Source organism: Pseudomonas sp. D4-21 (assembly GCF_051132125.1).
Lineage (GTDB): Bacteria > Pseudomonadota > Gammaproteobacteria > Pseudomonadales > Pseudomonadaceae > Aquipseudomonas.
In genome coordinates this window covers 3525700-3551024 of record NZ_CP071664.1, presented here as the reverse complement: position 1 = coordinate 3551024, position 25325 = coordinate 3525700, and the positions used below count along the sequence as shown (strand labels likewise).

28 protein-coding genes and 1 pseudogene are annotated in these 25325 nt (G+C 60.7%); 14 read left to right on the top strand and 15 right to left on the bottom strand.

The features are described from left to right. Positions 1-53: 53 nt before the first annotated feature. Positions 54-455: a MerR family transcriptional regulator gene (locus J3Q04_RS15815; protein ID WP_420764598.1), complete on the bottom strand. Its 402-nt coding sequence runs from the start codon at positions 453-455 to the stop codon at positions 54-56. 182 nt (positions 456-637) lie between these two features. Continuing rightward, a complete protein-coding gene (locus J3Q04_RS15810) occupies positions 638-1567 on the bottom strand; it encodes a LysR family transcriptional regulator (RefSeq protein ID WP_420764597.1) in 930 nt (309 codons plus the stop codon). Positions 1568-1744: 177 nt separating this feature from the next. Between J3Q04_RS15810 and J3Q04_RS15805 the strand changes: the two genes are divergently transcribed. Then, positions 1745-2974 (top strand): acyl-CoA dehydrogenase, encoded by a 1230-nt coding sequence (locus J3Q04_RS15805; RefSeq protein ID WP_420764596.1) that lies wholly within the window; start codon positions 1745-1747, stop codon positions 2972-2974. Positions 2975-3113: 139 nt separating this feature from the next. Here J3Q04_RS15805 and J3Q04_RS15800 read toward each other — a convergent pair whose 3' ends face one another. From J3Q04_RS15800 to J3Q04_RS15765, 8 genes are all read right to left on the bottom strand, one after another. After that, positions 3114-3983 (bottom strand): isocitrate lyase/PEP mutase family protein, encoded by an 870-nt coding sequence (locus tag J3Q04_RS15800; protein ID WP_420764595.1) that lies wholly within the window; start codon positions 3981-3983, stop codon positions 3114-3116. Between the two features lie 183 nt (positions 3984-4166). Then, positions 4167-4352 (bottom strand): hypothetical protein, encoded by a 186-nt coding sequence (locus J3Q04_RS15795; RefSeq protein ID WP_420764594.1) that lies wholly within the window; start codon positions 4350-4352, stop codon positions 4167-4169. A gap of 17 nt (positions 4353-4369) precedes the next feature. Then, on the bottom strand, positions 4370-5029 hold the full coding sequence (locus J3Q04_RS15790) for a transposase (RefSeq protein ID WP_434610702.1): 660 nt from the start codon (positions 5027-5029) through the stop codon (positions 4370-4372). Continuing rightward, positions 5026-5799 (bottom strand): hypothetical protein, encoded by a 774-nt coding sequence (locus J3Q04_RS15785; protein WP_434610704.1) that lies wholly within the window; start codon positions 5797-5799, stop codon positions 5026-5028. The genes J3Q04_RS15790 and J3Q04_RS15785 overlap by 4 nt, the downstream gene beginning before the upstream one ends. 197 nt (positions 5800-5996) lie before the next feature. Beyond that, on the bottom strand, positions 5997-7031 hold the full coding sequence (gene astA, locus J3Q04_RS15780) for an arginine N-succinyltransferase (protein ID WP_434563385.1): 1035 nt from the start codon (positions 7029-7031) through the stop codon (positions 5997-5999). Positions 7032-7089: 58 nt separating this feature from the next. After that, positions 7090-8106, bottom strand: a complete 1017-nt coding sequence (locus J3Q04_RS15775; RefSeq protein WP_434610707.1) for an arginine N-succinyltransferase — start codon at positions 8104-8106, stop codon at positions 7090-7092. A 108-nt stretch (positions 8107-8214) separates the two neighbouring features. Further along, positions 8215-8967, bottom strand: coding sequence for an N-formylglutamate amidohydrolase (locus J3Q04_RS15770; protein WP_434610710.1), 753 nt, complete (start codon positions 8965-8967; stop codon positions 8215-8217). Beyond that, complete coding sequence (locus tag J3Q04_RS15765; RefSeq protein ID WP_434563389.1) at positions 8951-9163, bottom strand: hypothetical protein; 213 nt, start codon at positions 9161-9163, stop codon at positions 8951-8953. The genes J3Q04_RS15770 and J3Q04_RS15765 overlap by 17 nt, the downstream gene beginning before the upstream one ends. Positions 9164-9460: 297 nt before the next feature. Between J3Q04_RS15765 and J3Q04_RS15760 the strand changes: the two genes are divergently transcribed. Both J3Q04_RS15760 and cobF read left to right on the top strand, forming a co-directional pair. Further along, on the top strand, positions 9461-10027 hold the full coding sequence (locus J3Q04_RS15760; RefSeq protein WP_434610713.1) for a histidine phosphatase family protein: 567 nt from the start codon (positions 9461-9463) through the stop codon (positions 10025-10027). After that, positions 10024-10779, top strand: coding sequence for a precorrin-6A synthase (deacetylating) (cobF, locus tag J3Q04_RS15755; RefSeq protein WP_434610716.1), 756 nt, complete (start codon positions 10024-10026; stop codon positions 10777-10779). The genes J3Q04_RS15760 and cobF overlap by 4 nt, the downstream gene beginning before the upstream one ends. 37 nt (positions 10780-10816) lie before the next feature. Here the strand turns inward: cobF and ftrA are convergent, their stop codons facing one another. Further along, entirely contained in the window at positions 10817-11776 is a 960-nt protein-coding gene (gene ftrA, locus J3Q04_RS15750; RefSeq protein ID WP_434563395.1) for a transcriptional regulator FtrA, read from the bottom strand. 100 nt (positions 11777-11876) lie between these two features. Here ftrA and J3Q04_RS15745 point away from each other — a divergent pair, with 100 nt between their 5' ends. From J3Q04_RS15745 to J3Q04_RS15730, 4 genes are all read left to right on the top strand, one after another. Continuing rightward, positions 11877-12311, top strand: coding sequence for a rhodanese-like domain-containing protein (locus J3Q04_RS15745; RefSeq protein WP_420764584.1), 435 nt, complete (start codon positions 11877-11879; stop codon positions 12309-12311). A 289-nt stretch (positions 12312-12600) separates the two neighbouring features. Continuing rightward, the gene (locus J3Q04_RS15740) at positions 12601-13380 is read left to right on the top strand and encodes an ABC transporter substrate-binding protein (protein ID WP_420764583.1); all 780 of its coding nucleotides are present in this window, start codon (positions 12601-12603) and stop codon (positions 13378-13380) included. A 104-nt stretch (positions 13381-13484) separates the two neighbouring features. Continuing rightward, positions 13485-14597: a M14 family metallopeptidase gene (locus tag J3Q04_RS15735; RefSeq protein ID WP_434610720.1), complete on the top strand. Its 1113-nt coding sequence runs from the start codon at positions 13485-13487 to the stop codon at positions 14595-14597. 64 nt (positions 14598-14661) lie between these two features. Further along, complete coding sequence (locus J3Q04_RS15730; protein ID WP_434610722.1) at positions 14662-15378, top strand: alpha/beta hydrolase; 717 nt, start codon at positions 14662-14664, stop codon at positions 15376-15378. A 313-nt stretch (positions 15379-15691) separates the two neighbouring features. Here J3Q04_RS15730 and J3Q04_RS15725 read toward each other — a convergent pair whose 3' ends face one another. Next, positions 15692-16279 carry a hypothetical protein gene (locus tag J3Q04_RS15725; RefSeq protein WP_434610725.1) on the bottom strand — a complete coding sequence of 196 codons (588 nt, stop codon included), beginning with the start codon at positions 16277-16279 and terminating at the stop codon, positions 15692-15694. A 74-nt stretch (positions 16280-16353) separates the two neighbouring features. Further along, positions 16354-17289, bottom strand: coding sequence for a LysR family transcriptional regulator (locus J3Q04_RS15720; protein WP_420764579.1), 936 nt, complete (start codon positions 17287-17289; stop codon positions 16354-16356). 111 nt (positions 17290-17400) lie between these two features. On the opposite strand from J3Q04_RS15720, the gene J3Q04_RS15715 reads away from it, so the two are divergent. Together J3Q04_RS15715 and J3Q04_RS15710 are read left to right on the top strand one after the other, a co-directional pair. Beyond that, positions 17401-17898, top strand: a complete 498-nt coding sequence (locus tag J3Q04_RS15715) for a DMT family transporter (RefSeq protein ID WP_420764578.1) — start codon at positions 17401-17403, stop codon at positions 17896-17898. Position 17899: 1 nt separating this feature from the next. Then, positions 17900-18352 (top strand): DMT family transporter, encoded by a 453-nt coding sequence (locus J3Q04_RS15710; protein ID WP_420764577.1) that lies wholly within the window; start codon positions 17900-17902, stop codon positions 18350-18352. Between the two features lie 5 nt (positions 18353-18357). Here the strand turns inward: J3Q04_RS15710 and J3Q04_RS15705 are convergent, their stop codons facing one another. After that, the gene (locus J3Q04_RS15705) at positions 18358-18636 is read right to left on the bottom strand and encodes a hypothetical protein (RefSeq protein ID WP_420764576.1); all 279 of its coding nucleotides are present in this window, start codon (positions 18634-18636) and stop codon (positions 18358-18360) included. 152 nt (positions 18637-18788) lie between these two features. On the opposite strand from J3Q04_RS15705, the gene selD reads away from it, so the two are divergent. Continuing rightward, the gene (gene selD / locus J3Q04_RS15700) at positions 18789-19823 is read left to right on the top strand and encodes a selenide, water dikinase SelD (protein ID WP_420764575.1); all 1035 of its coding nucleotides are present in this window, start codon (positions 18789-18791) and stop codon (positions 19821-19823) included. Continuing rightward, entirely contained in the window at positions 19823-20926 is a 1104-nt protein-coding gene (mnmH, locus tag J3Q04_RS15695; protein WP_434610729.1) for a tRNA 2-selenouridine(34) synthase MnmH, read from the top strand. Before selD ends, mnmH begins: the two co-directional genes overlap by 1 nt. 149 nt (positions 20927-21075) lie before the next feature. On the opposite strand, the gene J3Q04_RS15690 is transcribed toward mnmH, so the two are convergent. After that, entirely contained in the window at positions 21076-21750 is a 675-nt protein-coding gene (locus J3Q04_RS15690; protein ID WP_434563409.1) for a histidine phosphatase family protein, read from the bottom strand. A gap of 294 nt (positions 21751-22044) precedes the next feature. Here J3Q04_RS15690 and J3Q04_RS15685 point away from each other — a divergent pair. The 3 genes and pseudogenes from J3Q04_RS15685 to J3Q04_RS15675 all read left to right on the top strand — a co-directional run bounded on the left by J3Q04_RS15685 (position 22045) and on the right by J3Q04_RS15675 (position 25226). Then, positions 22045-22742 (top strand): annotated as a pseudogene (locus tag J3Q04_RS15685) (glutathione S-transferase family protein). A gap of 131 nt (positions 22743-22873) precedes the next feature. After that, complete coding sequence (gene hemB / locus J3Q04_RS15680) at positions 22874-23848, top strand: porphobilinogen synthase (RefSeq protein ID WP_434563413.1); 975 nt, start codon at positions 22874-22876, stop codon at positions 23846-23848. Positions 23849-24131: 283 nt separating this feature from the next. Continuing rightward, complete coding sequence (locus tag J3Q04_RS15675) at positions 24132-25226, top strand: DUF1615 domain-containing protein (RefSeq protein ID WP_434610732.1); 1095 nt, start codon at positions 24132-24134, stop codon at positions 25224-25226. Positions 25227-25325 lie beyond the last annotated feature (99 nt).

Below are 25325 nucleotides of genomic sequence, written 5' to 3'. Positions count from 1 at the left end.
AATGGGCTCGGTGTGGAAGCGAGCTTGCTCGCTCCCACTGGATAACTGTTGTGTTACTGGACGGTTTCCTCGCCCTTGAGCGTCTGTTCCAGCGCCTGGATGCAACGTTCCTCGGCGGTGTCGAGTTCCAGTTTCATCTGTTCGATGTCCAACAGCTGCTGTTCGAGTTGCTCACGACGCTCGGCAATTTTCGCCAGCATGCTGTGCAACTGTTTCTGATTGCCGCTGGTGGGGTCGTACAGCTCGATCAGCTCACGGCATTCAGCGAGGGAAAACCCAATGCGTTTGCCCCGCAGGATCAGTTTCAGGCTGACTTTGTCCCGTGGCGAGTAAACACGTTCCTGGCCTCGACGCTCCGGACGCAAGAGACCCTGTTCTTCATAGAAGCGGATGGCTCGAGTGGTGATATCCAGCTCGCGGGCGAGATCGGAGATGCTGTAGGTCAGGCTGCTCATGGAAGCGCTCGAAACGATAGGAGTTGGCGCTAAGCTAATTGCAGGTTGACGTTCACGTCAAGCAATGAGCTGTCGACGAAACCTGTGGGAGCGAGCCTGCTCGCGAAAGCGGTAGTCCAGCCAATATGAATAGTGACTGATCCGACGCTATCGCGAGCAGGCTCGCTCCCACATTGGACAGGCTAAACCTTATCGAGCTTCTTCTCATGGGCCGTCACCTGTTGGCACAGTTCGATGATCTGCTCGCGCATCCAACGATTGGCCGGGTCCTGGTCGGTGCTTTCGTGCCAGTAGAGATGGGTTTCCACTGGCGGCACATCGTTGACGGGCACGTGGACCGCATGCAGGTCATGGCGGCGCGTGAAGCGCTCCGGAACAGTCATGACCATATCGGTCTGCTGGAGCACCTGGGACGCCATCAGATAATGCTGCGAACGCAGGGCAATCTTGCGCTGTATGCCCATTTTGCCGAGTGCCAGGTCCACGTAACCCAGGCCGTTGCGGCGACTGGAAATATGCACGTGGGTCTGGGCCAGGTAATCGTCGAGGCTGAGTTTTTCCTTGTTCGCCAGCGGATGGCCCTTGCGCATGGCGCAGACGTAACGGTCCTCCATCAGCTTGACGTGGCGTACTTGTGGGTCGGTGTTGAGCGGGGCGTCCACCGCGAAGTCCAGGCGTCCGGCGGCCAGCTCCTTGGTGGTCTCCCGGCGCTTGGACAGAAAACTCTCGATAGCCACGGTCGGCGCCAGGCGACGCAGGCGCTGGAACAGTGGCGGCAGGATCACGCCCTCGGTGAGGTCGGTCATGCTGATGCGGTAGGTCTTGACGGCTTGCAGTGGGTTGAAGATCCGACTTTCCTGTACCGATACCCGCAGCAGCGACAGGGCGTTGCGCACCGGCCCGATAATATTCTGGGCCATCGGTGTAGGCACCATGCCCTGGGCGGTGCGCACGAACAGCGGATCATTGAAGGTCTCGCGCAAACGCGCCAGGGCATTGGACACGGCCGGCTGAGTGATGCCGACGATCTGCCCGGCACGGGTCAGGTTGGCTTCGGTGTAGATCGCATCGAAGACAATGAAAAGGTTGAGGTCGACCTTGCTCAGATTCATGGCGCTGCACTCTTATTCTTGGGCTTGTATGAGGTGCCGGGTGGCAATGCAAATCAGTGAACCATATATCGGTGATGAATGTTAATACACGCCGAGAATAGGTTAGGTAAATTTTCGTAGCTCAACTAGCATCGATTCCATGACCTAAAAACAACCTCTGCCAAGAAGGTGCTGCCCATGGATTTTGCCTATTCCCCCAAGGTTCAGGAGCTGCGTGAACGCGTTACGGCGTTCATGGATGCGCATGTCTACCCGGCCGAAGCGGTATTCGAACGACAAGTGGCCGAAGGTGACCGTTGGCAACCCACCGCGATCATGGAGGAGCTGAAGGCCAAGGCCCGGGCCGAAGGGCTGTGGAATCTGTTCCTGCCGGAATCCGAACTGGGCGCAGGCTTGACCAACCTTGAATATGCGCCGCTGGCGGAGATCATGGGGCGCTCGCTGCTGGGGCCGGAGCCGTTCAACTGCTCGGCGCCGGACACCGGCAACATGGAAGTGCTGGTGCGTTACGCCAATGAAGAACAAAAGCAGCGCTGGCTGGAACCGTTGCTGCGGGGAGAGATTCGCTCGGCCTTCGCCATGACTGAACCGGACGTCGCTTCGTCGGATGCCACCAACATGGCCGCCCGTGCCGAGCGCGATGGCGACCAGTGGGTCATCAACGGTAAAAAGTGGTGGACCTCAGGCGCCTGCGACCCGCGCTGCAAGATCCTGATCTTCATGGGCCTGAGCAATCCCGATGCACCTCGTCACGCCCAGCATTCGATGATCCTGGTGCCGGTGGACACGCCCGGGGTCAAGATCGTCCGGCCACTACCGGTGTTCGGTTACGACGACGCGCCCCATGGCCACGCCGAAGTGCTGTTCGACAACGTGCGGGTGCCGTACGAAAACGTCCTGCTAGGCGAGGGCCGCGGTTTCGAAATTGCCCAGGGCCGCCTCGGCCCGGGCCGGATTCATCACTGTATGCGCTCCATCGGCATGGCGGAGCGCGCATTGGAATTGATGTGCCAGCGGGCCATCAGTCGCACCGCCTTCGGCAAGCCACTGGCGCGCCTGGGTGGCAACATCGACAAGATCGCCGATTCGCGGATGGAGATCGACATGGCTCGCCTGCTGACGTTGAAGGCGGCCTATATGATGGACACGGTCGGCAACAAAGTGGCCAAGAGCGAAATCGCCCAGATCAAGGTCGTTGCGCCGAACGTGGCGCTGAAGGTCATCGACCGGGCGATCCAGATTCATGGCGGGGCTGGGGTTTCCAACGACTTTCCGCTGGCCTACATGTATGCCATGCAGCGAACGTTGCGCCTGGCCGACGGCCCAGATGAAGTCCACCGCGCCGCCATCGGCAAGTTCGAGATCGGCAAGTATGTGCCCAAGGAGATGTTGCGCAGCGGGCATTGAAGCTTCTTCACACTGACACGTAATCGCGAACAGGCTCGCTCCCACTGAGTTTGTTGGATGAACGCAGCATTGGCGTTCACCGCAAGCACCTTGGGAGCGAGCTTGCTCGCGATGGCCGTCTCCTGGACGGTGAATGAGCTTATTCCTTGACGCTCATGTATTCCTCGGCCCAACGGATGTACTCCTCGGGCTGGGTGTAGGTGTGGGTCAGTTCGGTGGCGCTCAGGTCCGACGCCTGGGTAAAAATCTGGCGCTGTTCCCGCAGGCTGTCATAAGTGGCCTTGATCGCGGCGAAATAGGCGCCGTGGCCATCGATGGTGATCCGTACACCCAGCTCGGCCAGGCGTTTGTCGTCACGCAGCAGCGGGTTGCCGTAAGTGACCAGCATCAGCGGCACGTTCAGGTTCTCGCTGATCTTTTCCAGATGCTCGAAGTCCTGTACCCCGACCATGCAGATCCCATCGGCGCCGGCACGTTCGTATTGTTGGGTGCGGCTGATGATTTCCTGAACCGGCAGTATTCCCGCGTTGGTCCGGGCGATGATGGCCATCTCCGAATCGACGCGGGCCTCCAGGGCGGCGCGGATCTTGCCGACGCCTTCGGCCACGCTGATGAGGTCCGTGGACTTGCGGCCGAACTGGGCGGGCAGCAGGGTGTCTTCGATCGTCAGCGCGGCAATGCCGGCGCGTTCGAGCTCGATGATCGTGCGCATCACGTTCAGCGCGTTGCCGTAGCCGTGGTCAGCGTCGGCGATCACCGGCAGCTGGGCCACGCGACCGATGCGGGTAGCCTGTTCGGCAAATTCACTGAGAGTGATCAAGGCGAAATCCGGCGCGGCCAACACTTGCAATGAAGCGACCGAGCCGCCGAGGATCCCCACTTCGAATCCCAGGTCTGCGGCTATGCGCGCTGACATCGGGTCGAACACGGACGCAGTGTGGTAGCACGTGTCGGAAGCCAGCAATTGGCGGAAGTTGCGACGCAAATCTTGATGGGAAAGCCTGGACATATAAGTTCCACCAATGGAATGGAAGGGCTTGAGCAAAAGTGTCAACGCCGAAAAACCAAAGGCTATCATGCGGCAGGCACAAAGATGATGACGAATGTGCATGGGCCATGCTTTGCAGTGCACCAAAAAAGGCCACAGACCGGAAGGCCTGTAGCCTGGCGAGTGCCTACAGCTTAAACGATGTCAGGACAGGGTCGTTTCCCCCCACATCTTCTTGATCTCGTGAATGTTTCCAACGTTGAAGCGGGTCGAGAAGGGAATAGTGCAGAAGACTTCGTTCTCGTTCGTCAATTGGACAGCGGTATCCACCGCATCCGTACCGGCTCGCAGCAAAGGCGCTTGGTCCCAGTTGTTCATCAGGTTATCCATGTTTTTTCCTCTTTTGGTTATAGGGCAGCCAATGACTGCCCGGGGTTGAGCAACGACAGCGTGTCTTTGAATAACGCTGTCTCTTGCGCAGCTACGCCGGGGTAAAACGGCTTATAGTTGTCATCGAAACACCAGGCTTCGTCCGGTCTGATCGAGAGTTCAGGATGAATGAGCAGACTCAACGATGCAGACATTGACCGAGGCGCGATCTGTTTGTGGATCTCTCGAAATGCAGGCATGTATAAAACTTCGCCTGGCGCCAGTTTTACGCTTCGTTCCTTACCTAATCTGGGCACCTTGCCCATTTGTAAGGGAAGTTCATCAAGTATTTCGCGGACAACCGTTGTATAACCATCTCCGCTATAGCCCACCGCATACATGTCGAAGTCATGATTATGGTTCAGGTTGTAGATGAAAGTCTTGCTCTCGTCATGTGTTTCCACGGGTGCCCAGAATCCCAGGCGCAGGGTAAACTCATCGTTGCTGTGCAGTACAAAGGCATAGGCATTGTAGATATTGTTGCGGATGGCGAAACCATCTCTCTGTATTACGTCATGCAGATGGTGACTCAATAAAGAACGATTCGTCGCCAGCTGGCGCATGTCTTCAATGACATCGGCTTTGTCACGCTGCAGATCGTAAGTGTTTATGCGCTCCAGGAAAGTGTCGAGTTTCATGCGGCCTTCTCCAGTGGACGAAGCAAGCTGTCCAGGCGCGCACTTTTGTGTTTTTTCAGCAATGGAGCGTATGCCAGCGCCTTGGGCCGGTCCGCTCGGTAGAGTATCTGGAAGGCTTTCCACACCACAGCGGGATGATAGTGGTAGACCAACTCCTCCGCGACCTTGACGCCATCGAGGTCTTGGATTGTGTCGAGCAGCTCCAGGCTGACCAGATAACGAGAGGCACTTTCATCGTGGGGCAACCACGCTATCTTTTTCAATGTGACACGATCGAATACGCTGATATCGGCCGCTCTGTTTGGCAGATTGATTCGCCCTGTAAGTCTGGCTGGCTTGGGGTCGGTTTGGATGTAGTCGAATAATGTATGACGGCCGTCGATGATCAGCGGGTTTCTTTCGTCAACAATAACGCTGTCGGCCTTTTCGATACACTGTTCCATCAAAGTGTATCGCTGGACCTGGAAGGGGCGGTCAAGCGCGAAAAAAATGCTGTGGCCGGGCACTGAGTACAGTGGCGATGAAGTTGAGTCGAATGTAGGTGATTTAACACTTATATTGCCTATACTCGTCTGGTGCAGTATCACGGTTCCCGTATGCGGGTTGGTGGCGTTCATGATTGTTGCCCGCCGGAATTGCTCCCTGGCAAAGTCGGGTGCGGCGGTAAGTTGAGAAACCAGTTGTCTTGTTTCTGAGGTCATGTCCAATGATTTAATTGTTTCCGCAATGTCCGTTGGCGAAACTATCTCGGTAATTAGATTTTTGATCATGATCGTTTTCGTTGCAGTGGGTCGGTGTTGAAAAGTATGGAGTTGGACCGGGTGGGAGGCAACTTGCTAATTGTCGACAAGTATTGCTGGGGAAATATCGAGTTGCTTTCTGGTTAAAGAGGGTTGTTATTGTTTCAATGTTACATCCTCACGTTGCGCGAGGAGTAAATGGAAAGTGCCGGGACAGGGCGGCGGATTTATGCCGCCTCGGCCTGTTCCCGCGGCCTGAGCAACGTCACGGCGCGTACCGTGTCGCCCGGTTGCACTTGCAGACGTTGGGCTGTGGCGCGGTCAACGAGCAGGCTTTGGCCATGCAGGTGGGCCCGGGCGCTGGTGACGCGGCAGCTTTCCAGGCGCCGGTTGTGGATCAGCCACACCGGCGCCTGCCCGTCCGGCGTGCCGATCGTCAAGGTCAGTGGCTGGCTGTCACGTACGCTGCGGATCTTCGAGACAGGTGCCTCGATGACCGGCCCGCCGTCAAAGATGTCCACGTATCCCTTGTGGGCGAAGCCTTCGGCACCGAGGATCTTCAAGGCGGGTTCGGTGTCCGGATGCGCTTTGCCTATCGCTGCCTGGGCCTGCTCGGTGAGTAGGCAGGTGTACAACGGTTGGCGTGGCATCAGCTCGGCGATGAAGGCTTTGTTGCCCATGCCAGCCAACTGGTCGGCGTAGCTGAAGTCCTTGTTGAAGAAGTGTCGTCCCAGGCTATCCCAGAAAGGCGAGCAGCCCTGGTCGTCCGCGCGACCGCGCAATTCTGCAATCAGCTTTTCGCCAAACAGCTGGGAGAACTCGGCCACGAACAGCAGTCGCGCCAGGGACAGCAAGCGCCCGTTATGGCCACGGCGCTGATGGGGATGAAGGAACAGCGAGCAGATTTCCGATTGACCGGTCATTTCGTTGTTGAGGAACAGCGTCGGGATCTGTCGCTGGATGCCCAATTCAGGCGCCGAGCTGACGGTCACACCCACGCGGTAGTTGTACCAGGGCTCGCGCACCCCCACCGCACCGGTCAGCGCGCTGATACCCACCACGTGCCGGTCGTCGTCCTCCAGCACGAACAGGTAGTCGGCATCGGCACGTTCCACCTGCCCGGCGAAGGTCCGTTGGGCCCAGCGCACTCGGTGCGCCAGGCGTTCTTCATTGGCCGGCAGGCTGGTAAACCCCGGGCCGGCGCAGCGCGCCAGGTCCATCAACGCAGGCAGGTCGGTCAGGGCGACCGGGCGGACAATCATGGTGTCGCTCCTTGATCATGCCGGGCGCGATGCTGCCATAGACGGGCTCGAAGGCGTCTCATAGGCGGACCACCCGGATCCGGTCACCCTCTGCAATGCCCAACGCATGCAACATATCGGGCTGCAATGGGACAGGGCTTTCGCCGTTGACTTCCAGGTCGGCGACAATGGCTCGGTAATGGCCCAGGCGATCGTTGCTGACCAGGTAGCGACCCGTGGCGTCGATGCGTCGGCTCTGGCGCGCGATAGCCAAGTGACTCTGGGTGATCGAGCGGATGTTCGCGACCCGGGCGTGCAGCGTGGGGCCACCGTCGAAGATATCCACGTAGTTGTTGGTTTCGAAACCCTCGCGCTCGAGGATGTCGAAGGCTTCCTGGCCGTCCGGGTGGACCCGGCCAATGCAGGCCTGGGCCGCCGGGGGCAACATGGGGACATAGATCGGGTATTGAGGCATCAGCTCTGCGAGGAAGGTTCGGCTGCGCAAGCCGCACAGACGTTCGGCCTCGGTGTAGGGCAGGTCGAAAAAATGCTGTCCGACGGCGTCCCAGAAGGGCGACTGGCCATCCTCGCTGCTGAAACCGACGATCTCAGTGATCACCGAGTCGGCAAAGCGCCGCGGGTGGGCGCCGATGAACATCAGCCGCGCCCGGGAAAGCAACTCCGATTCCGGCGTGCGTACCCGTGCAGCGTCGATGTGGAAACCGCGCAGCAGCGTCTGACCGTTGAGGTCCTGGCAGAGCGACAGCGCGGGTACGCCGTGCTGGATGTTCAGCTCGCGGGATTCGCTGGAAAACGGCCGGTTGCGCAGGCTGTAGAATGGTTCGCCGCAACCCGTGGTGGCGACAATTTCCGAACAGCCCACGAGGCGACCTGATTCCAGCTCCTGCAAAACAAAAAAATAATTCTCCCCGCCCGGGGTGTGCACTTCGGCCTCGAAGGAGGCGCACGAGGCGAGAATTTTTTCCCGCAGGTGATCGACGTCGTCGGGAAGCGAAGTGACGCCTACCAGGCTATCGCGGGCCAGCTGTTGCAGTTGCGGCAAATCGGTCAATTGAACTGGACGTAAAGCCAGCATGGATTGCACTCCTGTTCCAAAGAACCCGCTGATAGGCACCGGGCTTGACGATCACTGTCGTTGTCCACGCGTTGTTGCTTTGCAGCTGAAAACTCTACACCGTCGTGTTTATAGCAGGGGAGCGAGGTATGCGCTCCAGGTCCTTAACGACTCGAGGCTGCGCAGTTGGTCGTTGCGCACTTCGATCAGCACCGAATCCAGGCCGCGGCCGTCGCCATGTACCGGAACCGTCATGTCGCTCAAGGGGCTGACCTTGTAGGGCTGGTTGCCGGCGACCCGCAGCGAGTGCCGGGCCAGCCCTTCGACGATGTGCTGGGCATATTCCCTGGCTTCGCCAAACAGGACGCCAGCCTCGAGTGCGCGCGGCTGGCCGTAGAACACCGGGGTGAAACTATGGATGCCCACTACCCGCACGACCCGGTTGTCAGCCAGGCGGCGGTCGATCAGGGTTCGCAGTTGGTCATGAAAAGGGTGGAACAGGCACTGCTGGCGGTATTCGCGCGTGGCGTCGTCCAGCGAGTGGTTGCCGGGGATCTGGTAGATCTCGCTTTGCGCCGGGATGCTGTCGGGGACGTGCAATGGGCGGTTCAGGTCGATCAACAGTCGCGAGTAGTTGGCCGACAGCAGGGTCGCGCCAAGGGTTTCGGACAGCCGCTCGGCCAAGGCCAGGGCACCGATGTCCCAGGCGATATGTTCCTGGGCCGCCGTCTCATCCAGACCCAGGTCATTGAGCGCGCCTGGGATGAATCGGCTGGCGTGTTCACAGACCAGCAGCAGCGGATGGTCCGACTCTTCCCGCAGCAATCTGAAAGCAGGCTTGGTGTACAGACCTGATTCGGCGCATTCAATGGGTTCGCGCATAGTGCTCACAAGGCTCGGCAGATGGCGACGCCTGGGTCAAGGCCGGCTCCCGGGCCTTCAAGGCTGGACAGGCTTCAACCAGCGGGCTGGACACCGCTTCGAACAATGCCCGACTGCGCAGGGCATCTATGGCCTGGCTTTCCGATGGCGGCAAAACCAGGCATGGATCGCTGGTCTGGTCTCTGGAGAGAGGCATCCGTGCTCCTTGCCTGGATGGGTGTTGGGTTTTTTTCATCATTTCGAAAATAGTATTTGGGTAGCGGGTGCTACGTGTCCAGAGGTTTTTACGTTCCGTTTAAAAAGTCTGAACTTATGTGTAAGCCTTGTAGGGCAAGGCTTTGGTTGAGGTGCCTTTGTATGTCAGGTAATGCTTCTGCCGGTGTCGGACATAACGCCTTTTTGTCCAACGTTATTGGAGTTCATATAAGGTGCTGTACAACAAAGTGCGCCATTGCCCTGTCACTGATCCCCTCCAACCGCCCGAGAATTCCCCGTGCAAGCGACCCGCCTGACCTTGATGTGCCACGCCCGCACCGCCGCTCAGAAAAGCGCTCGCTTGGGCCTGGACGAACCGCTGGATGCCGGTTGGCTGGCGAAGCGCCCCGAGATCGGTCGCCAATACCACCATGCCCGGCATCTGCTCTGCGGGCCGGAACTGAGGACGCGCCAGACGGCGGCCTTGTTGGGTGACTCACCCGTGGTGACCCCGGCATTGGCCGATTGTGATTTCGGACGGTGGCGGGGGGCGTCGGTCGACGAGTTGCTCGCGACCGAACCGCAGCACCTCCAGGCGTGGCGCGATGATCCGGACGCCGCGCCCCACGGCGGTGAATCCGTCAGCCAATTGTGTCGGCGCGTCGGTGACTGGCTGGCGTCGCTGGAAAAGACCCCGGGTCGTTGGTTGGCCGTTACCCATCCGTTCGTGATCCGCGCCGCCATGATGAACGTGCTGGGCTGCCAACCGGCCATGTTCAACCGGATCGATATCGAACCCCTTGGCGTCGTTGACCTGCGATTCAACGGGGTTTGGCGCTTGCGAGCCTTGGAGTCACGACCATGAAAAAACTCTTGGTGATCGGCATCGGTGCAGGTGATCCGGACCACTTGACGATGCAGGCGGTGAAGGCCTTGAACCAGGTGGATGTATTTTTCCTGATGGACAAGGGGCCTGCCAAGGACGGGTTGCTGGACTTGCGCCGCGAGATCTGTCGACGCTATATCGCCGACCATTCCTACCGTTTCGTCGAAGCCAGCAGTCCTGAGCGCGAGCGCGGCGATTCGGACTACGCGGGCACTGTCACGGAGCTGAATCGGGCGAAGCAGGCCATTTTCGAAGGGCTGATCGAAGAGCAGTTATCAGACGGACAATGCGGCGGTTTCCTGGTGTGGGGCGACCCGTCGTTGTACGACAGCACCTTGCGTATCCTCCAGGCGATCCTTGATTCCGGACGCTGCGCTTTCGAGTTCGAAGTGATCCCTGGCATCACCAGCGTCCAGGCCCTCGCGGCGCGACATAAAGTGTCATTGAATACCATTGGCGGTTCGCTGGAGATCACCACTGGCCGGCGGTTGGCGGCGGGGCAGGTCGGCGACGCGGAGAGCGTGGTGGTGATGCTCGATGCGCAGGACGCGTATCGTCAGGTAAGCGATCCGGACCTGCACATCTACTGGGGCGCCTATTTAGGGACGGCGGACGAAATCCTGGTCGCCGGCCGGCTGGGGGACGTGGCCGATGACATCGAACGCACTCGCCAGGCGGCGCGGCAGGCCAATGGCTGGATCATGGACACGTACTTGTTGCGCAGACGCTGAGCGTCGCGAGCAAACCTGGGCGAAGCTCATGCTGGGTTCATCCCCGCCCAAACCGCTCTCGGTAGACCGACGGCGCAACCCCCACCACGCTACGAAATGCCACGCGGAAACTTTCCACCGAGCGGTAGCCGCAGAGTTGGGCAATGATGTCGGTGTTGTCGCTCGTGCTCTCCAGCAGTTCCCGCGCCCGAGCCAGGCGTTCATGTTGCAGCCAGGCCTTGGGTGAAAGGCCAGAGGCCTGGGTGAAGCGGCGCAGGAAGGTTCGTTCGCTCATGGCGGCGTGGCTTGCCAGCTCGCGCACACCCAGCGGCTCGTGGAGACGCTCCCGGGCCCATTGCATGACGCCGGACAAGTCGCTGCGCGGTGTGCGACTGACCGGCGACGGAATGAATTGCGCCTGGCCGCCGGTGCGTTGCGTCGGCATGACCAGCCGGCGTGCCACGGTGTTGGCGACCTGGGCTCCGAAATCCCGCGCAACCAGGTGCAGGCACGCATCGATGCCTGCCGCGCTGCCAGCCGACGTGATCACTTGGCCTGAATCGACATAAAGCACGTCGGGATCCACATCGATGGCGGGGTAGCGCTCGGCGAGCTCGTCGGTGTAGCGCCAATGAGTCGTGGCGCCCAGGCCGTCGAGCAATCCCGTGGCGGCAAGCACGAACGCTCCTGAACAGATCGACAACAAACGGGCGCCGCGTTCATGGGCTCGCCGCAGGGCCTGGAGCAGGGCATCGGAGGGCGGACCGCTGCGAATGCGCCAGCCCGGCACGACAATCGTACGAGCGCTGTCGAGCAGTTCCATGCCGCCATCGGCCAGCACCTGGAAGCCGCCCATGGCGCGCATCGGGCCTTCGTCGACGGCGACGATGCGGTGCTCATACCACGGGAAATCGAACTCGGGCCGTGCCAGTCCGAATATCTCGACGGCGACGCCGAACTCGAACGTGCACAGGCCGTCGTAGGCAAGGATCGCGACGAGGCCGGGTGTAGGATGCATTTGGCGGAAAATTCCCACAGAGTGTCGTATCCGCCACTGTAGCGGTAAGCGCCAGGTCGATAAAGTCTCTTCGAGCCCTTTTGTTCCAGGAGTAAAAATCATGACCAGCCCCGTTAGCGAAGTGCCTGCCGCCTCATCCGACCTGGCCTTGCAACACTTCAGCCGGCGCCTGATGTTCGAAACCGACTGTTCCGATGTCCATGCCAGCCAGGAAACGGGCGATGTCGATTTTGTACTGGTGGATGTACGCGGTCCGCTGGCCTACGAGCGCGGGCATGTGCCGGGGGCGATCAATCTTCCAACCCGCACGCTCACGGCGCACGCACTGGCGGCCTATCCCGAGACGACTCTGTTCGTGGTCTATTGCGCCGGGCCACACTGCAACGGCGCCAACAAGGCTGCGGTCCGCCTGGCGACCCTCGGGTATCCGGTCAAGGAAATGATTGGCGGCGTCATGGGCTGGCTCGACGAGGGCTTTCGCCTGACGGGTTCCGTAGAGCGCGTGGCGGAGAAGATCGTCAGCTGCGATTGCTGAAATTTTCCGGCGGCTTATTCACGTAGTGGCGAGGCAGCTTGCTCCCGCTGGGCTGCGTAGCAGTCCTGAGCGGTGCAGAACCTCGCCATCAGCGTTTGCCTCTGTCAGACTTTTCGTAAATTCATGATCCTCAGCCAAGCCTGGGTATTTCTATAACTATTTGTCGCCTCTACGTAATTCCCCTCCCGAGTGCCCCTCTAGACTCCCGCCCACTTCGGTTTCCCAGACCGAACGCTGTTTCCGAATCTGCCAATAACGATCAAAAAAACCTGCGCACTCAGGAGCAAAAATGAAGAAGCTTGTCATGTTCGGTGCCCTGGCACTGTCCGTATTATCCTTCTCAGCCGTGGCCGAAGACGCCAAGCCGATCCGTCTCGGGATCGAGGCCGGGTATCCACCCTTTTCGATGAAAACCCCTGACGGCAAGCTGGCCGGCTTCGATGTGGATATCGGCGACGCGCTGTGCGAGCAGATGAAGGTCAAGTGTGTCTGGGTCGAGCAGGAGTTCGACGGCCTGATCCCGGCGCTGAAGGTCAAGAAAATCGACGCGGTCCTGTCGTCCATGACGATCACGGACGACCGCAAGAAAAACGTCGACTTCACCATCAAGTACTACCACACCCCGGCGCGTTTCGTGATGAAGCAAGGCACCGACGTCAAGGACCCGCTGACCGAGCTCAAGGGCAAGAAAGTCGGTGTACTGCGCGCCAGTACCCATGACCGCTTCGCGACCGAAGTGCTGGTGCCGGCGGGGATCAACCTGGTGCGCTACACCTCTCAGCAGGAGGCCAACCTGGACATGGTTGCCGGTCGCCTCGACGCGATGCTGGCTGACTCGGTCAACCTCGACGAAGGTTTCCTGAAAACCGACGCCGGCAAAGGTTTTGCCTTCGTCGGGCCTACCTATGAAGACGCCAAGTACTTCGGCGGCGGCGCCGGCATTGCGGTGCGCAAGGGTGACAAAGAGCTTGCCGAGAAATTCAACGCTGCCATCGCTGAAATCCGCGCCAATGGCACCTACAAGAAAGTGCAGGACAAATACTTCGCCTTTGACGTCTACGGGCATTAATAGCTGAAGCCCACAGGTGGCCCGCCGCTGACCCGGCCGGCCACCTTTTTCATGGGCGATTGTTTTACCCTGAGCCTGTCGAGAAACCGATATCTGGAGTGCCTATGCAACGCATCGACCATATCCTGCCATGGAGTCACCTGGGCACGGAGCGTTCGCTCAGCGTGTTTCGTTACGGCCACGGGCCGCGCAAGGCGTACATCCAGGCGAGCCTGCATGCCGACGAGTTGCCGGGCATGCGCACGGCATGGGAGCTGAAACAGCGACTGAACGATCTTGAAGCCCGTGGTTTGCTCAAAGGCGTGATCGAGCTCGTGCCGGTGGCCAATCCCATCGGCCTGGATCAGCATCTGCAAAGCGCCCATATGGGGCGTTTCGAGCTGGGCAGCGGCAAGAATTTCAACCGTTCCTTCGTCGAACTCAGCGCCCCGGTGGCGCAACGCATCGGTGACCGTCTCGGGGATGACCCGGCCGCCAACATCACCCTGATTCGCCAGACAATGGTCGAGGTGCTGGAAGATCTGCCGCCGCCACCTTCCCAGCTTGAAGCCCTGCACCGGCTATTGCTTCGCCACGCCTGCGACGCCGATGTCACTCTGGATCTGCACTGTGATTTCGAGGCCGCGATCCACTTGTATGCCTTGCCCCAGCAATGGCCGCAGTGGCGCTCATTGGCCGCGCGCTTGAAGGCCGGGGTGGCGTTGCTGTGTGAAGATTCGGGCGGCAGTTCGTTCGATGAGTCCTGCTCGACACCCTGGTTGCGCCTGGCTAGGATTTTTCCGCAAGCGGCGATTCCGCCGGCCAACCTGGCGACGACGCTCGAACTGGGCAGCATGGGCGACACCCGGGTGGAGCAGGCCCAGGCCAATTGCGAAGCCATCCTGGGATTTCTCGCGGAACAGGGCCTCATCGCCGGTGACTGGCCGGCCGCGCCGCAAGAATGCTGCGAGGGCTTGCCGTTCGAAGGCACGCAATACCTGTTCGCGCCGCACGATGGCGTGGTGAGTTTCCTGCGGGAGGCCGGGGAGTGGGTGGAGCGCGGCGATCCGCTGTTCGAGGTGGTCGATCCGTTGAATGACCGGGTCAGCGTTGTGCCAGCGGGCACCAGCGGCGTACTGTTCGCCCTGGATCGTGGGCGCTACACCCAGCCAGGTATCTGGCAGGCGAAAGTCGCCGGGCGCGAGCCTATTCGGGCGGGGAAATTGATCAACGACTGATAAGTGCTGTCTACCTCACCGCACGGTCGTTGTCGTGCGGCTATCCAATGATGGAGGAAGACTGATGCTCAAAGCGTTCGCCCTGTTTCTGCTGCTGGTATCGGCCGGCGTGCAGGCCCAACCGTCGCTGCAAACGGATTTGCCCCTCAATTACCTGGCCCGCGCCGACGAGCAGGCCCGAAACCGGCCGCTCGTGATTTTCCTGCACGGTTCGGGCAGCAACGAAACGGATCTGCTCAGGCTCGCCGATGAACTGCCCAGGCACTACAACTACCTCTCGGTGCGCGCGCCCAAGTCCATGGAACCGGGCCACTACCAATGGTTCGCCAAAAAGGGCGAGGGCGCGTATGACGGTGACACTTCAGACTTGAAGGCCAGTGGCCAGATGCTTATGGAATTCATCGAAAAGGCGCGGGCCAAGTACCCGACCGATGCGGGCAACGTCTACCTGGTGGGCTTCAGCCAGGGCGCGATGATGAGCTACGAAATCGCCTTGCGACACCCGGAAGCCGTCGGGGGCATCGCTGCGATGGGTGGGCGAATCCTGCCGGTGCTGCGGGCCGAACTGACGCCCGACGAGGCACGAAGGGCGCTAGCCGTGTTCATCGGCCACGGCACCGCGGATCCGATCATTCCCTTCCATGACGGCACCGACGCCGACACCTTCCTAAAGACCCTGGCCCTGGAGCCGGAATTCCATGCCTATCCGGGCCTTGGCCATGAGATCAATGCGCAGGAAGTGAAGGATCTGCGGGCCTGGCTTGAGCGACTCAACCCCTGATAGGCACACCAGCCCCCAAAGGGAATTGTGCTGCGCTTGGGTTTTGAGTCATCCACAAATCCAGTGTGGGAGCGAGCCTGCTCGCGATGGCGGTGTTTCAGTTGATGGGGATGCTGAATGTACCGCCGTCATCGCGAGCAAGCTCGCTCCCACAGGGGGGTGTGCTGCGCTTGGGTTTTGAGTCCTCCACAAATCCAGTGTGGGAGCGAGCCTGCTCGCGATGGCGGTGTTTCAGTTGATGGGGATGCCGAATGTATCGCCGTCATCGCGAGCAGGCTCGCTCCCACGGGTCAGGCATGCTGCGCCAGTGTTCTCACTTCCCGCTGGCGATCTGCTTGACCAGCGCCTCATGGCCGGCCTGGTCGCTGGCCCTGGAAATGATCTGCACCACGGCCATACGGGTGCCGGAGGCGCCGATCAGCGTGGTGTCCAACGTCGGCCCGCCACCCTGCGTGGCCTTGGTGTCGAGCTGACGCAGGCCCAGACCGGTGGTTTTCTGGATCAGGCTTTGTTCGCCAAGAATTTTGGCATCCGGCAGAGCCTTGGTTTTCTGGACGGCAAAATCGGCAAAGGTGCTGTCCAGGAAGGCCGCGTCGTTGTCCTTCACATTCGCCCCGTCGACCAAGGTGTTTTCAGCCGTGATCACCACTGTCTTGCTCGTGGCATTGCTGTACATCATACCGGTCGCCCCGGCTGTCCCCTGGGCCACTTCGCCCGCGGATAACGGCGTTGCCGTGTAGCCCTTGGGCAGGGTGAAGCTGAACTTGCCGCCCAGCATCGAAATCTTCTGGACCGGTGCCTGGGCCACGGTCTTGGGCTGGGCCGCCATGGCAGGCCATGCGGCCAGGCTGGCGACCGCCGTCAGCAGCACGGCGGCGGCTCGTTTACTCAGCAATGACATTAAAACGCTCCACGCAGGCTCGATCTAAAGCTGGATCATCCCATGGGCCTGGCCTTGACTCCAGCGCCTGACCGTCAAGGACGATCCCAGTAGGGCACCTCGCCGAAACATTCAAGGAAAAAGTCGATCACCGTACGCACCTTCACCGACAGGCGTCGGCTGCCGGGCCAGAGGATAGCGATTTGCTGGGGTTCGAGGCTGTTGGACGCTTCGTAGTCGCTCAGCACCGGCACCAGCGTTCCGCTGCGCACGGCTTCGCCGATGAGCCACGACGGGAACATCACCAGGCCCAGCCCTTGCACGGCGGCCTGGGTCAGGGTGTCGGCGTGGTTGCCGGTGATCGGGCCCCTGACACTGTATGGCGTCCAGGTTTGACCGGGACGTCGGAAGAACCAGCGCTGCTGGCCCGCCACGCCTTTATAGGCCAGGCACTCATGGGCAGCCAGGTCCTGGGGCTTGCGTGGCGTGCCATGACGGGCGAGGTAGTCGGGGCTTGCGGCAATCTGGAAGCGGTGCGGCGCGACGATCCGCGCCTGCATGCTGGAATCGTGCAGCGGCCCGATGCGAAAGAGCAGGTCGGCACCTTGCTGCAGCGGGTCCACATAATTGTCGGTCTGCTGGATGTCCAACTGCAGCTTGGGGTAGCGCTCGCACAACTGGCCCAGCCACGGCGTCAGGTGTCGCTGGCCGAACACCACGGGAGCGTTGATCCGTATCAGCCCGGCCGGCTCGCTGTACTGCTCCTGCAAGGCTTGTTCGGCTTCCTCCAGTTGCACCAGCAACAACCGTGCGTGGTGACCGAGCAGGCGGCCGGCTTCGGTGGGCGAAACGGCGCGCGTGTGGCGATAGAGCAGTTGCTGGTTCAGCGCTTGCTCCATCAATTGGATCTGGCGGGAAATCGAAGAGGGCGCCAACCCCTCACGCCGCGCCACTTCCGAAAAGCTGCCGTGATCGAGCACCGCGACAAAGAGTCGGAGTGCCTTGAAACCCAGTTCATCGAGACCTTGCATGGGAAATCCGCTGTGCGTACTGCGCAAAAGTGTTGTGGGAATGCTCACATTTATCGCATAGGAGCGCCAGTTGATAATGCCCGTCGTTTCTTTCCAAGACAGGTACATTCGATGCAACCGACATCACAAGACGCGGCCGCGCCGATAGCGGCTGCGGCGCCACCCCGGCCATTTTTGCGCTGGCTATTGTTGCCCCTGGTCATCCTGGCGGGCATGGGATTGTCGGTGGAGGCCGGTCTGCTGGGACCGTTGGGCATCCAGGTCGGCCATCTATGGGCGACGTTGAGCATCTTTGGCGTGGGCGCCGCGCTGTTGTTCCTGCTGCTGTTGCTCAGCGGCCCCCAGCGAGGCCCATCACTGGACACGCTGCCGCGCTGGCAATTGATCGGCGGCTTTCTGGGACCCATCTATGTGGTGGTCCTGACCCTCGCCACCCCTCACATCGGTATTGCGATGACCATGATCGCGATCCTCTCCGGCCAAGTGGGCAAAAGCGTGCTGATCGACCATTTCGGTTGGTTCGGCGCGAGTCGCAAGCGGGTCAATCGCGAGCGTTGGCTGGCGTTGGCGTTGATTGTGGTGGCCCTTGTCCTGATAGCCCGAGGTTGATATGAGCATCATTGTGTTATTGCTGGTGGTCGTTGCCGCCGGCGCGGTACTGAGCGTTCAGGCCGCGATCAACGGACGCCTGGGCGAGACGGTTGGCGTGCTGCGCAGCAGCCTGCTGACCTTTGTGGTGGGCACGGTGGTCACGGGGCTGTTGATCGTGTTTTTCGAGCCGGCCCACGCCATGAGCCTGTTGGAGGTGCCCAAGTGGCAGCTCAGCGGTGCGTTGTTTGGCGTGGTGTACATGATAGTGATGGTCGGCGCGGTGCCACGAGTCGGCACGGCCGTTGCCACCGTGGCGGTCATTGTCGGGCAACTGGGCATGGGCATGCTGATCGATAACTTCGGCTGGCTGGGCAATCCGGCGATCGAACTGTCCAGCAGCCGCTTGCTGGCCATGGCCTGCCTGGCTTTGGCGCTGGTGTTCATGTACCGCAGCAGTACACCGCGCGCCTGAGCGCTTCAGTCCGGTTCGACGTCCAGCTGCAAGCTGTCGTCGGCCAGGCGCTCGGAACGCCGAACGATACCGCTGATGCGCCGGCCTTCGGCGCTGAACACCACGATCTGGGCCTTTGCCAGGTCTTCGGGAAGCGGCGGACGTACATGCAAGGCAAACCACGGCGGCTCGCCGTCGTCCAGACGCTTGACGTCGAACTGGCAGTCGACGCTTTTGGTCTCGCGGCCGAACAGCGTGTCGAGACCGTAATCAAGATGAGTCGTCGCGGGTGGGGTTGGGTCCATCGGCTATCTCCTTGGAAGGCTCGGCTATTGTTCAAGTGAGTCCCGCGACGCCGGAAAAATTCCGTCGGATACGCGGCGATTGATCGCGACGGGCGGTGGGCGGCGGACGTTGCTGGTAGAATTGCCGACCTTGACTTACGAGAGGTATGCCCATGAGCGAGCCGATTCGCCTGACCCAGTACAGCCACGGTGCCGGTTGCGGCTGCAAGATTTCGCCCCAGGTGCTGGAAGTGATCCTGGCCGGCAGCGGTGCGCAGAACCTTGACCCCAAGCTTTGGGTCGGCAATGCCTCCCGGGACGATGCAGCGGTGTATGCCATCGACGAGGAGCGCGGGGTGGTCTCGACCACCGATTTCTTCATGCCGATCGTCGACGATCCTTTCGATTTCGGACGCATCGCCGCGACCAATGCCATCAGTGATATCTACGCCATGGGCGGCGATCCGCTGATGGCGATTGCAATCCTCGGCTGGCCCGTCAACGTACTGGCCCCGGAGATTGCCCGGGAGGTCATTCGTGGTGGCCGCTCGGTGTGCGACGAGGCGGGCATTCCCTTGGCGGGCGGCCATTCGATCGATGCGCCGGAGCCAATGTTTGGCCTCGCGGTGACGGGGCTCCTGCACAAGCGCCACATGAAGCGCAACGACACCGCCGTCGCGGGTTGCCGCTTGTACCTGACCAAACCCCTGGGCATCGGCATCCTCACGACCGCGGAAAAGAAAGGCAAGCTGCGCGCCGCCGACGTGGGCCTGGCCCGGGATTGGATGTGCACCCTCAACAAGCCCGGCAGCCGTTTCGGCAAGCTCGACGGCGTGGCCGCAATGACCGATGTCACCGGTTTCGGCTTGCTCGGACACTTGGTGGAGATGGCCGATGGCAGCCAGCTCACCGCACGCATCCGCTACGACGCCGTGCCGCGCTTGCCGGGCGTCGAGTACTACCTGGACCTGGGCTGCGTGCCGGGCGGCACACTGCGCAACTATGACAGCTACGCCAGCAGGGTCGGTCGGGTCCAGGAGTTGCACAAGCGCGTGCTGTGCGACCCGCAGACCAGCGGCGGCTTGCTGGTTGCCGTCACGCCCGAAGGCGAAAGCGAATTCCTGCAGGTTGCCGTCGAGCTGGGCCTTTCGCTGGAGCCGATCGGTGAATTGGTCGAGCGACAGAGCCACGCGGTCGAGGTGTTCTGATGCCCCGCGACATCACCGATTACCGCGATATCTTCCTCAACGACCGTCCGATGATGGACACCCGAGCGCCCGTCGAATTTCTCAAGGGCGCGTTTCCCGGCGTGGTCAACCTGCCCCTGATGACCGACATCGAACGGCAACGCGTTGGCACTTGCTATAAACAACAGGGCCAGCAAGCTGCCATCGTCCTCGGGCATCAATTGGTTAGCGGTGACACCAAGGCCCAGCGCATCCAGGCCTGGTCCGACTTCGCCCGTTCCCATCCCGAAGGAGTGCTTTATTGCTTTCGTGGTGGCTTGCGCTCGCAGATTGTCCAGCAGTGGCTCAAGGAAGAAGCCGGCATCGACTACCCCCGTGTCGGCGGTGGCTACAAGGCCATGCGTACCTTTCTGCTCGAAACCGTCGATCAAGCGGCTGCCCAGTGCGACTTGGTCTTGTTGGGCGGCATGACCGGCACGGGCAAGACCGAAGTGCTGACGCAACTGCCCAACGCACTGGACCTGGAAGGCTACGCGAATCATCGCGGTTCCAGCTTTGGCAAGCGCGCCACCGGGCAGCCGTCCAACATCGATTTCGAAAACCTGCTGGCGGTGGATGTGCTGAAGAAGCGCGCCGCCGGGCTCGAGCAATTCGTGCTGGAAGACGAAAGTCGCATGGTGGGCAGCTGCGCCGTGCCGCTGCCGTTGTACCAGCGTATGCAGCAGGTGCCGATGGTCTGGCTAGAAGACAGCCTGGAGCGACGAGTCGAGCGAATCCTGGGCGATTATGTGATCAACCTCTGTGCCGAATTCATCGACGTGCATGGCGACGAAGGTTTCTCACTGTTTTCCGAACGGCTGCTGTCGAGCCTCGATAACATCCATAGGCGGCTGGGGGGCGACCGTCATCGCCGGTTGATGGACATCATGGAGGCGGCCCTGGCCGAGCAGGCCAGTACGGGAGCCGTCGATTTGCATCGCGGCTGGATCGAAGGCTTGCTGCGCGAATATTACGACCCGATGTACGTATTCCAGCGAGAAAAGAAGGGCGGGCGCATCGAGTTCGCCGGGGAGCAGGCGGCGGTATTGCAATACCTGCGCGAGCGCGCGGCTCGGGGCGGGTAGGGCGCCATCTGGCATTCAACACACCGTGCCCCTGTGGGAGCGAGCCTGCTCGCGAAGAGGCCGTTTAATGCGCCAGTGACTGAGAAACCGCTTTCGCGAGCAGGCTCGCTCCCACATCGGATGTCCAGTCAATAGAAGCGGCCTGCCGCTTACGTCGGGCACGTCTCCTGCCCGTTATCCAGCCCTTGCTTGTAATTCTGGCTGGTGAGGCTGGCCTTGCCGTTGTGCCACGTCAGGGTCAGTACATACAGCGAATCGAAATCGCTCGACGCCCAATCGTCGGTAATCTCTTGCCGTTTGCCCACCGCTTCACCGGCGACCTTATTGATCAGCTCCGGCAGGTAACCATGGGACCAGGCGGTGTAGATGGTGGAGTTGTGGTATTTGTCGTCCAGCAGTTCGTTTGCCAGATCGCTGGTGTCGTTGGCTGAGTATTCGATATTGACCGGCAAGCCCAGCTTGATGGCACTGGGGCTGATGGTCATCAATGGGCGGATGTAACTATAGGAATTGTCCAACTCACCCTCTTCGACGTTTCGGGTAGGGTTGGCGGCGAATACATAGTCAGCTTTGCCGAATTTTTCCGGCAGCAGGGTAGCCAGGTCGATGGCGCGGTTGAGGCCTTGGCAGTTGAGCTGGCCGAGGCCCCCGGCGGGTTTCTCGGCGTGGCGCAAGAACACCAGGGTCTGGACACCGTCGGCTGGCTGCGCGCGGCTGACGCTGGATTCCAGCGACAGTACCAGTCCACAGGCCACAAGCAGCGTCGGCAGCACCAGCCACGAACGGCGTTTGAGGTAACGGGTGAATCTCTGTGGGTTCATCATGGGATAGACGTCTTCGATGCTCTCGATTCAGGCTGACAAACCCCGGCACCGCGAGGCCCTGGGCCCGGGTGTTTTCCTTGTCGTAAAGCCGCTTCGATTTCTCGGGGCCTCTCTCTGAGTCCCTTCTCGCCCTTTGGTTCGATCCTGGCCGATGCGCTGTTTTTAGCGGCATGCCGTCAGGACATGAAGCGAATGTTAGCAACAGGATGTTGCGGATTTAAGAATGGGCGACGGCCCAAAGCTGGATCAGCTGATTTATGCTTCAGCTTTCTGGCTGACTCTGGAACCCATTTCATGCCCAACCTGACCCCTTTTCCCATCACCCAAAAATGGCCCGCCCAGTACCCGGAGTGGATCCAGCTCTACTCCCTGCCGACCCCCAACGGCGTAAAAGTCTCGATCATGCTCGAAGAGATTGGCCTGCCGTACGAGCCCCATAAAGTCGATTTCGGCAGTAATGACCAATTGTCGCCCGAGTTTCTGTCGCTGAACCCCAACAACAAGATTCCAGCCATTCTCGATCCCCACGGTCCCGGGGACCAACCGCTGGCGTTGTTCGAATCGGGGGCGATCCTGATCTACCTGGCGGACAAGAGCGGCCAATTGCTCGCACAGGAATCGGCGGCGCGCTACGAGACGATCCAGTGGCTGATGTTCCAGATGGGCGGGATCGGGCCGATGTTCGGGCAGCTGGGGTTCTTCAACAAGTTCGCCGGCAAGGACTACGAGGACAAGCGACCGCGCGACCGTTATGTCGAGGAAAGCAGGCGCCTGCTCAAGGTGCTCGATGGCCGTTTGCAGGGGCGGGACTGGATCATGGGCGAGCGCTACACCATTGCCGACATCGCGACGTTTGCGTGGGTGCGCAATCTGCTGGGATCTACGAGGCGGGTGACCTGGTGGGCATCCAGAACTTCCCCAACGTGACTCGGGTGTTGGAGCGTTTCCTGGCGCGGCCGGCAGTGACTCGCGGGTTGAAGATCCCGGAATGACTGGCACCAGGGCTCGCTGACTGAGGGATTATTGCCCGGTCGGTAACACTCTGTTTTCCGAGCGCCGTTTGTGCCCTGGCCGGCCAGGGCATAAGCTTTGCCTCGTGATTCAAACCTGACCCCGGAGTCCCATGTCCAGCCAGTTCCCCGAAGCACGTCCACGCCGTCTGCGCCGCAACGCGAGCTTGCGCAGCCTGTTCCAGGAAACCGAGTTCACATTGAACGATCTGGTGCTGCCAATCTTCGTCGAGGAAGAGATCGACGATTTTGTGCCGATCAAGAGCATGCCGGGTGTGAGGCGTATCCCCGAATCGAAACTGGCCGGCGAAATCGAGCGCTATGCCCGCGCGGGTATCAAGTCGGTGATGACCTTTGGCGTGTCTCATCACTTGGACAACGATGGCAGCGACACGTGGAGCGAGCGTGGCCTGGTATCGCGCATGGCCGGGATCTGCAAGGACGCCGTGCCGGAAATGGTGGTGATGTCCGACACTTGTTTCTGTGAATACACCGATCATGGCCATTGCGGCGTGCTGCATGGCGATGAAGTGGATAACGACCGCACCTTGGTCAACCTGGGCAAGCAAGCCGTGGCGGCGGCGCGCGCCGGTGCCGATGTCATTGCGCCGTCGGCGGCCATGGACGGGCAAGTCCAGGCTATTCGCAAGGCTTTGGACAACGCGGGCTTCAGCCAGACCGCCATCATGGCCTACTCCACCAAGTTCGCCTCGGCGCTCTACGGGCCGTTTCGCGAGGCTGGCGGCAGTGCCTTGAAGGGCGACCGCAAGAGCTATCAGATGAACCCGATGAACCGTCGCGAAGCCTTGCGCGAGTCGTTGCTGGACGAGCAGGAGGGCGCCGATGCGTTGATGGTCAAGCCGGCAGGGGCCTATCTCGATATCATCCGCGACATTCGCCAGGCGTCGAACTTGCCCTTGTCGGCTTACCAGGTCAGCGGTGAATACGCGATGATCAAGTTTGCCGCCCAGGCCGGTGCCATCGACGAGGCCCGCGTGGTACGTGAAAGCCTGGGCGCGATCAAGCGGGCCGGGGCAGACCTGATCTTCACCTACTTCGCCCTGGACCTGGCCTTGAGCGGAATCTAACCCAGCACCGTACTAGAAAGATGATGGACCTGTGTCGAGGGACTTTGCTCCCGCTCGCCTGCGAAGCAGTCGTAAACCGTCGGACTCGGTGTTTCTGTTGCTGCGCATTGGGCGGGTTTTGGGGCCGCTTCACGGCCCAGCGGGAGCAAGCTCCCTCGCCACGGGTTTGCAGGTGGCCTTGAGTGAACGGCGTTGCCTTGTAGGAGCAAGCTTGCTCTCTATTGGATTTCTACCGGCTTTTGGTCGTATGGTTGCTCCCGAACAATGGATCTGATGGAGCACCATGCATTTCACTCGATTGACGATCAGCCTCGCCGCTTCGCTGGCCCTGGCCGGTTGCGGCACTCGCCAGGCCCAGGAGCCTGAACGCCAGCCTGCCGAAGTCAAGGCGCAGATCGTTCGTTTGTTGCCGGCCAAGACCGCTGATCGGGCAGGCTGGGCAACGGATATCTACGTAGCCTTTTCGGCGCAGCAGATCCCGCCCACGACGCAGAACATCTGTTCGGTGCTGGCGGTGACCGAACAGGAATCCACGTTCCAGGCCGATCCGGCCGTGCCCGGGCTGGGCAAGATCGCCCGGCAGGAGATCGACCGTCGCGCGGCCAAGGTGCACATTCCGGGGTTCCTGGTCAGCGGCGCGCTCCAGGTGCGTTCGCCGAACGGTAAAAGCTACAGCGACCGTCTGGACGCGGCGCGAAGCGAGAAAGAACTCAGCGCGATTTTCGATGACTTCATCAGCATGGTGCCGTTGGGCAAGACGTTGTTCGACGGCTTCAATCCCGTGCACACGGGTGGCCCGATGCAGGTCAGCATCGCATTTGCCCAGGCCAATGCCCGGGATTATCCGTATACGGTGGATGGCTCCATTCGGCGGGAAGTGTTCAGTCGTCGTGGCGGCATGTATTTCGGCATCGCCCATTTGTTGGGCTATCCGGTGAGCTACACAGAGCCGCTGTACCGGTTCGCCGATTTCAATGCCGGGTGGTATGCCAGTCGCAACGCGGCGTTTCAACATGCGGTGAGTCGCGCTTCGGGTATTTCTTTGGCCCTGGACGGCGATTTGATCTTGCATGGCTCGATCATGCCGGGCAGAACGGAATTGGCGGTGCGCACCTTGGGCAAGTCCCTGGGGATGCGCAACCCGACCATCCGCGATCAGTTGGAGCTGGGCGACAGCCTCGCCTTCGAAGACAGCAAACTCTATAAGGGTGTGTTCGAACTGGCTGAGAAGGCCGAGGGCAAGCCGCTGCCTCGGGCACTGTTGCCGGGCATTGTGCTCAAGAGTCCGAAAATCACACGCAAACTGACCACCGCATGGTTTGCCAAGCGCGTGGACGAACGTTATCAGCGCTGCATGGCTCGGGCTTCGGGGCGCTAAAACTTCTGGCCATGAAAAAGCCCGGCGGTTGAGGCCGGGCTTTCAGGGGGATGACTTGCAAGCGGGTTGGACCGTCATGGCAAGGGGCTGTCCTCGCCA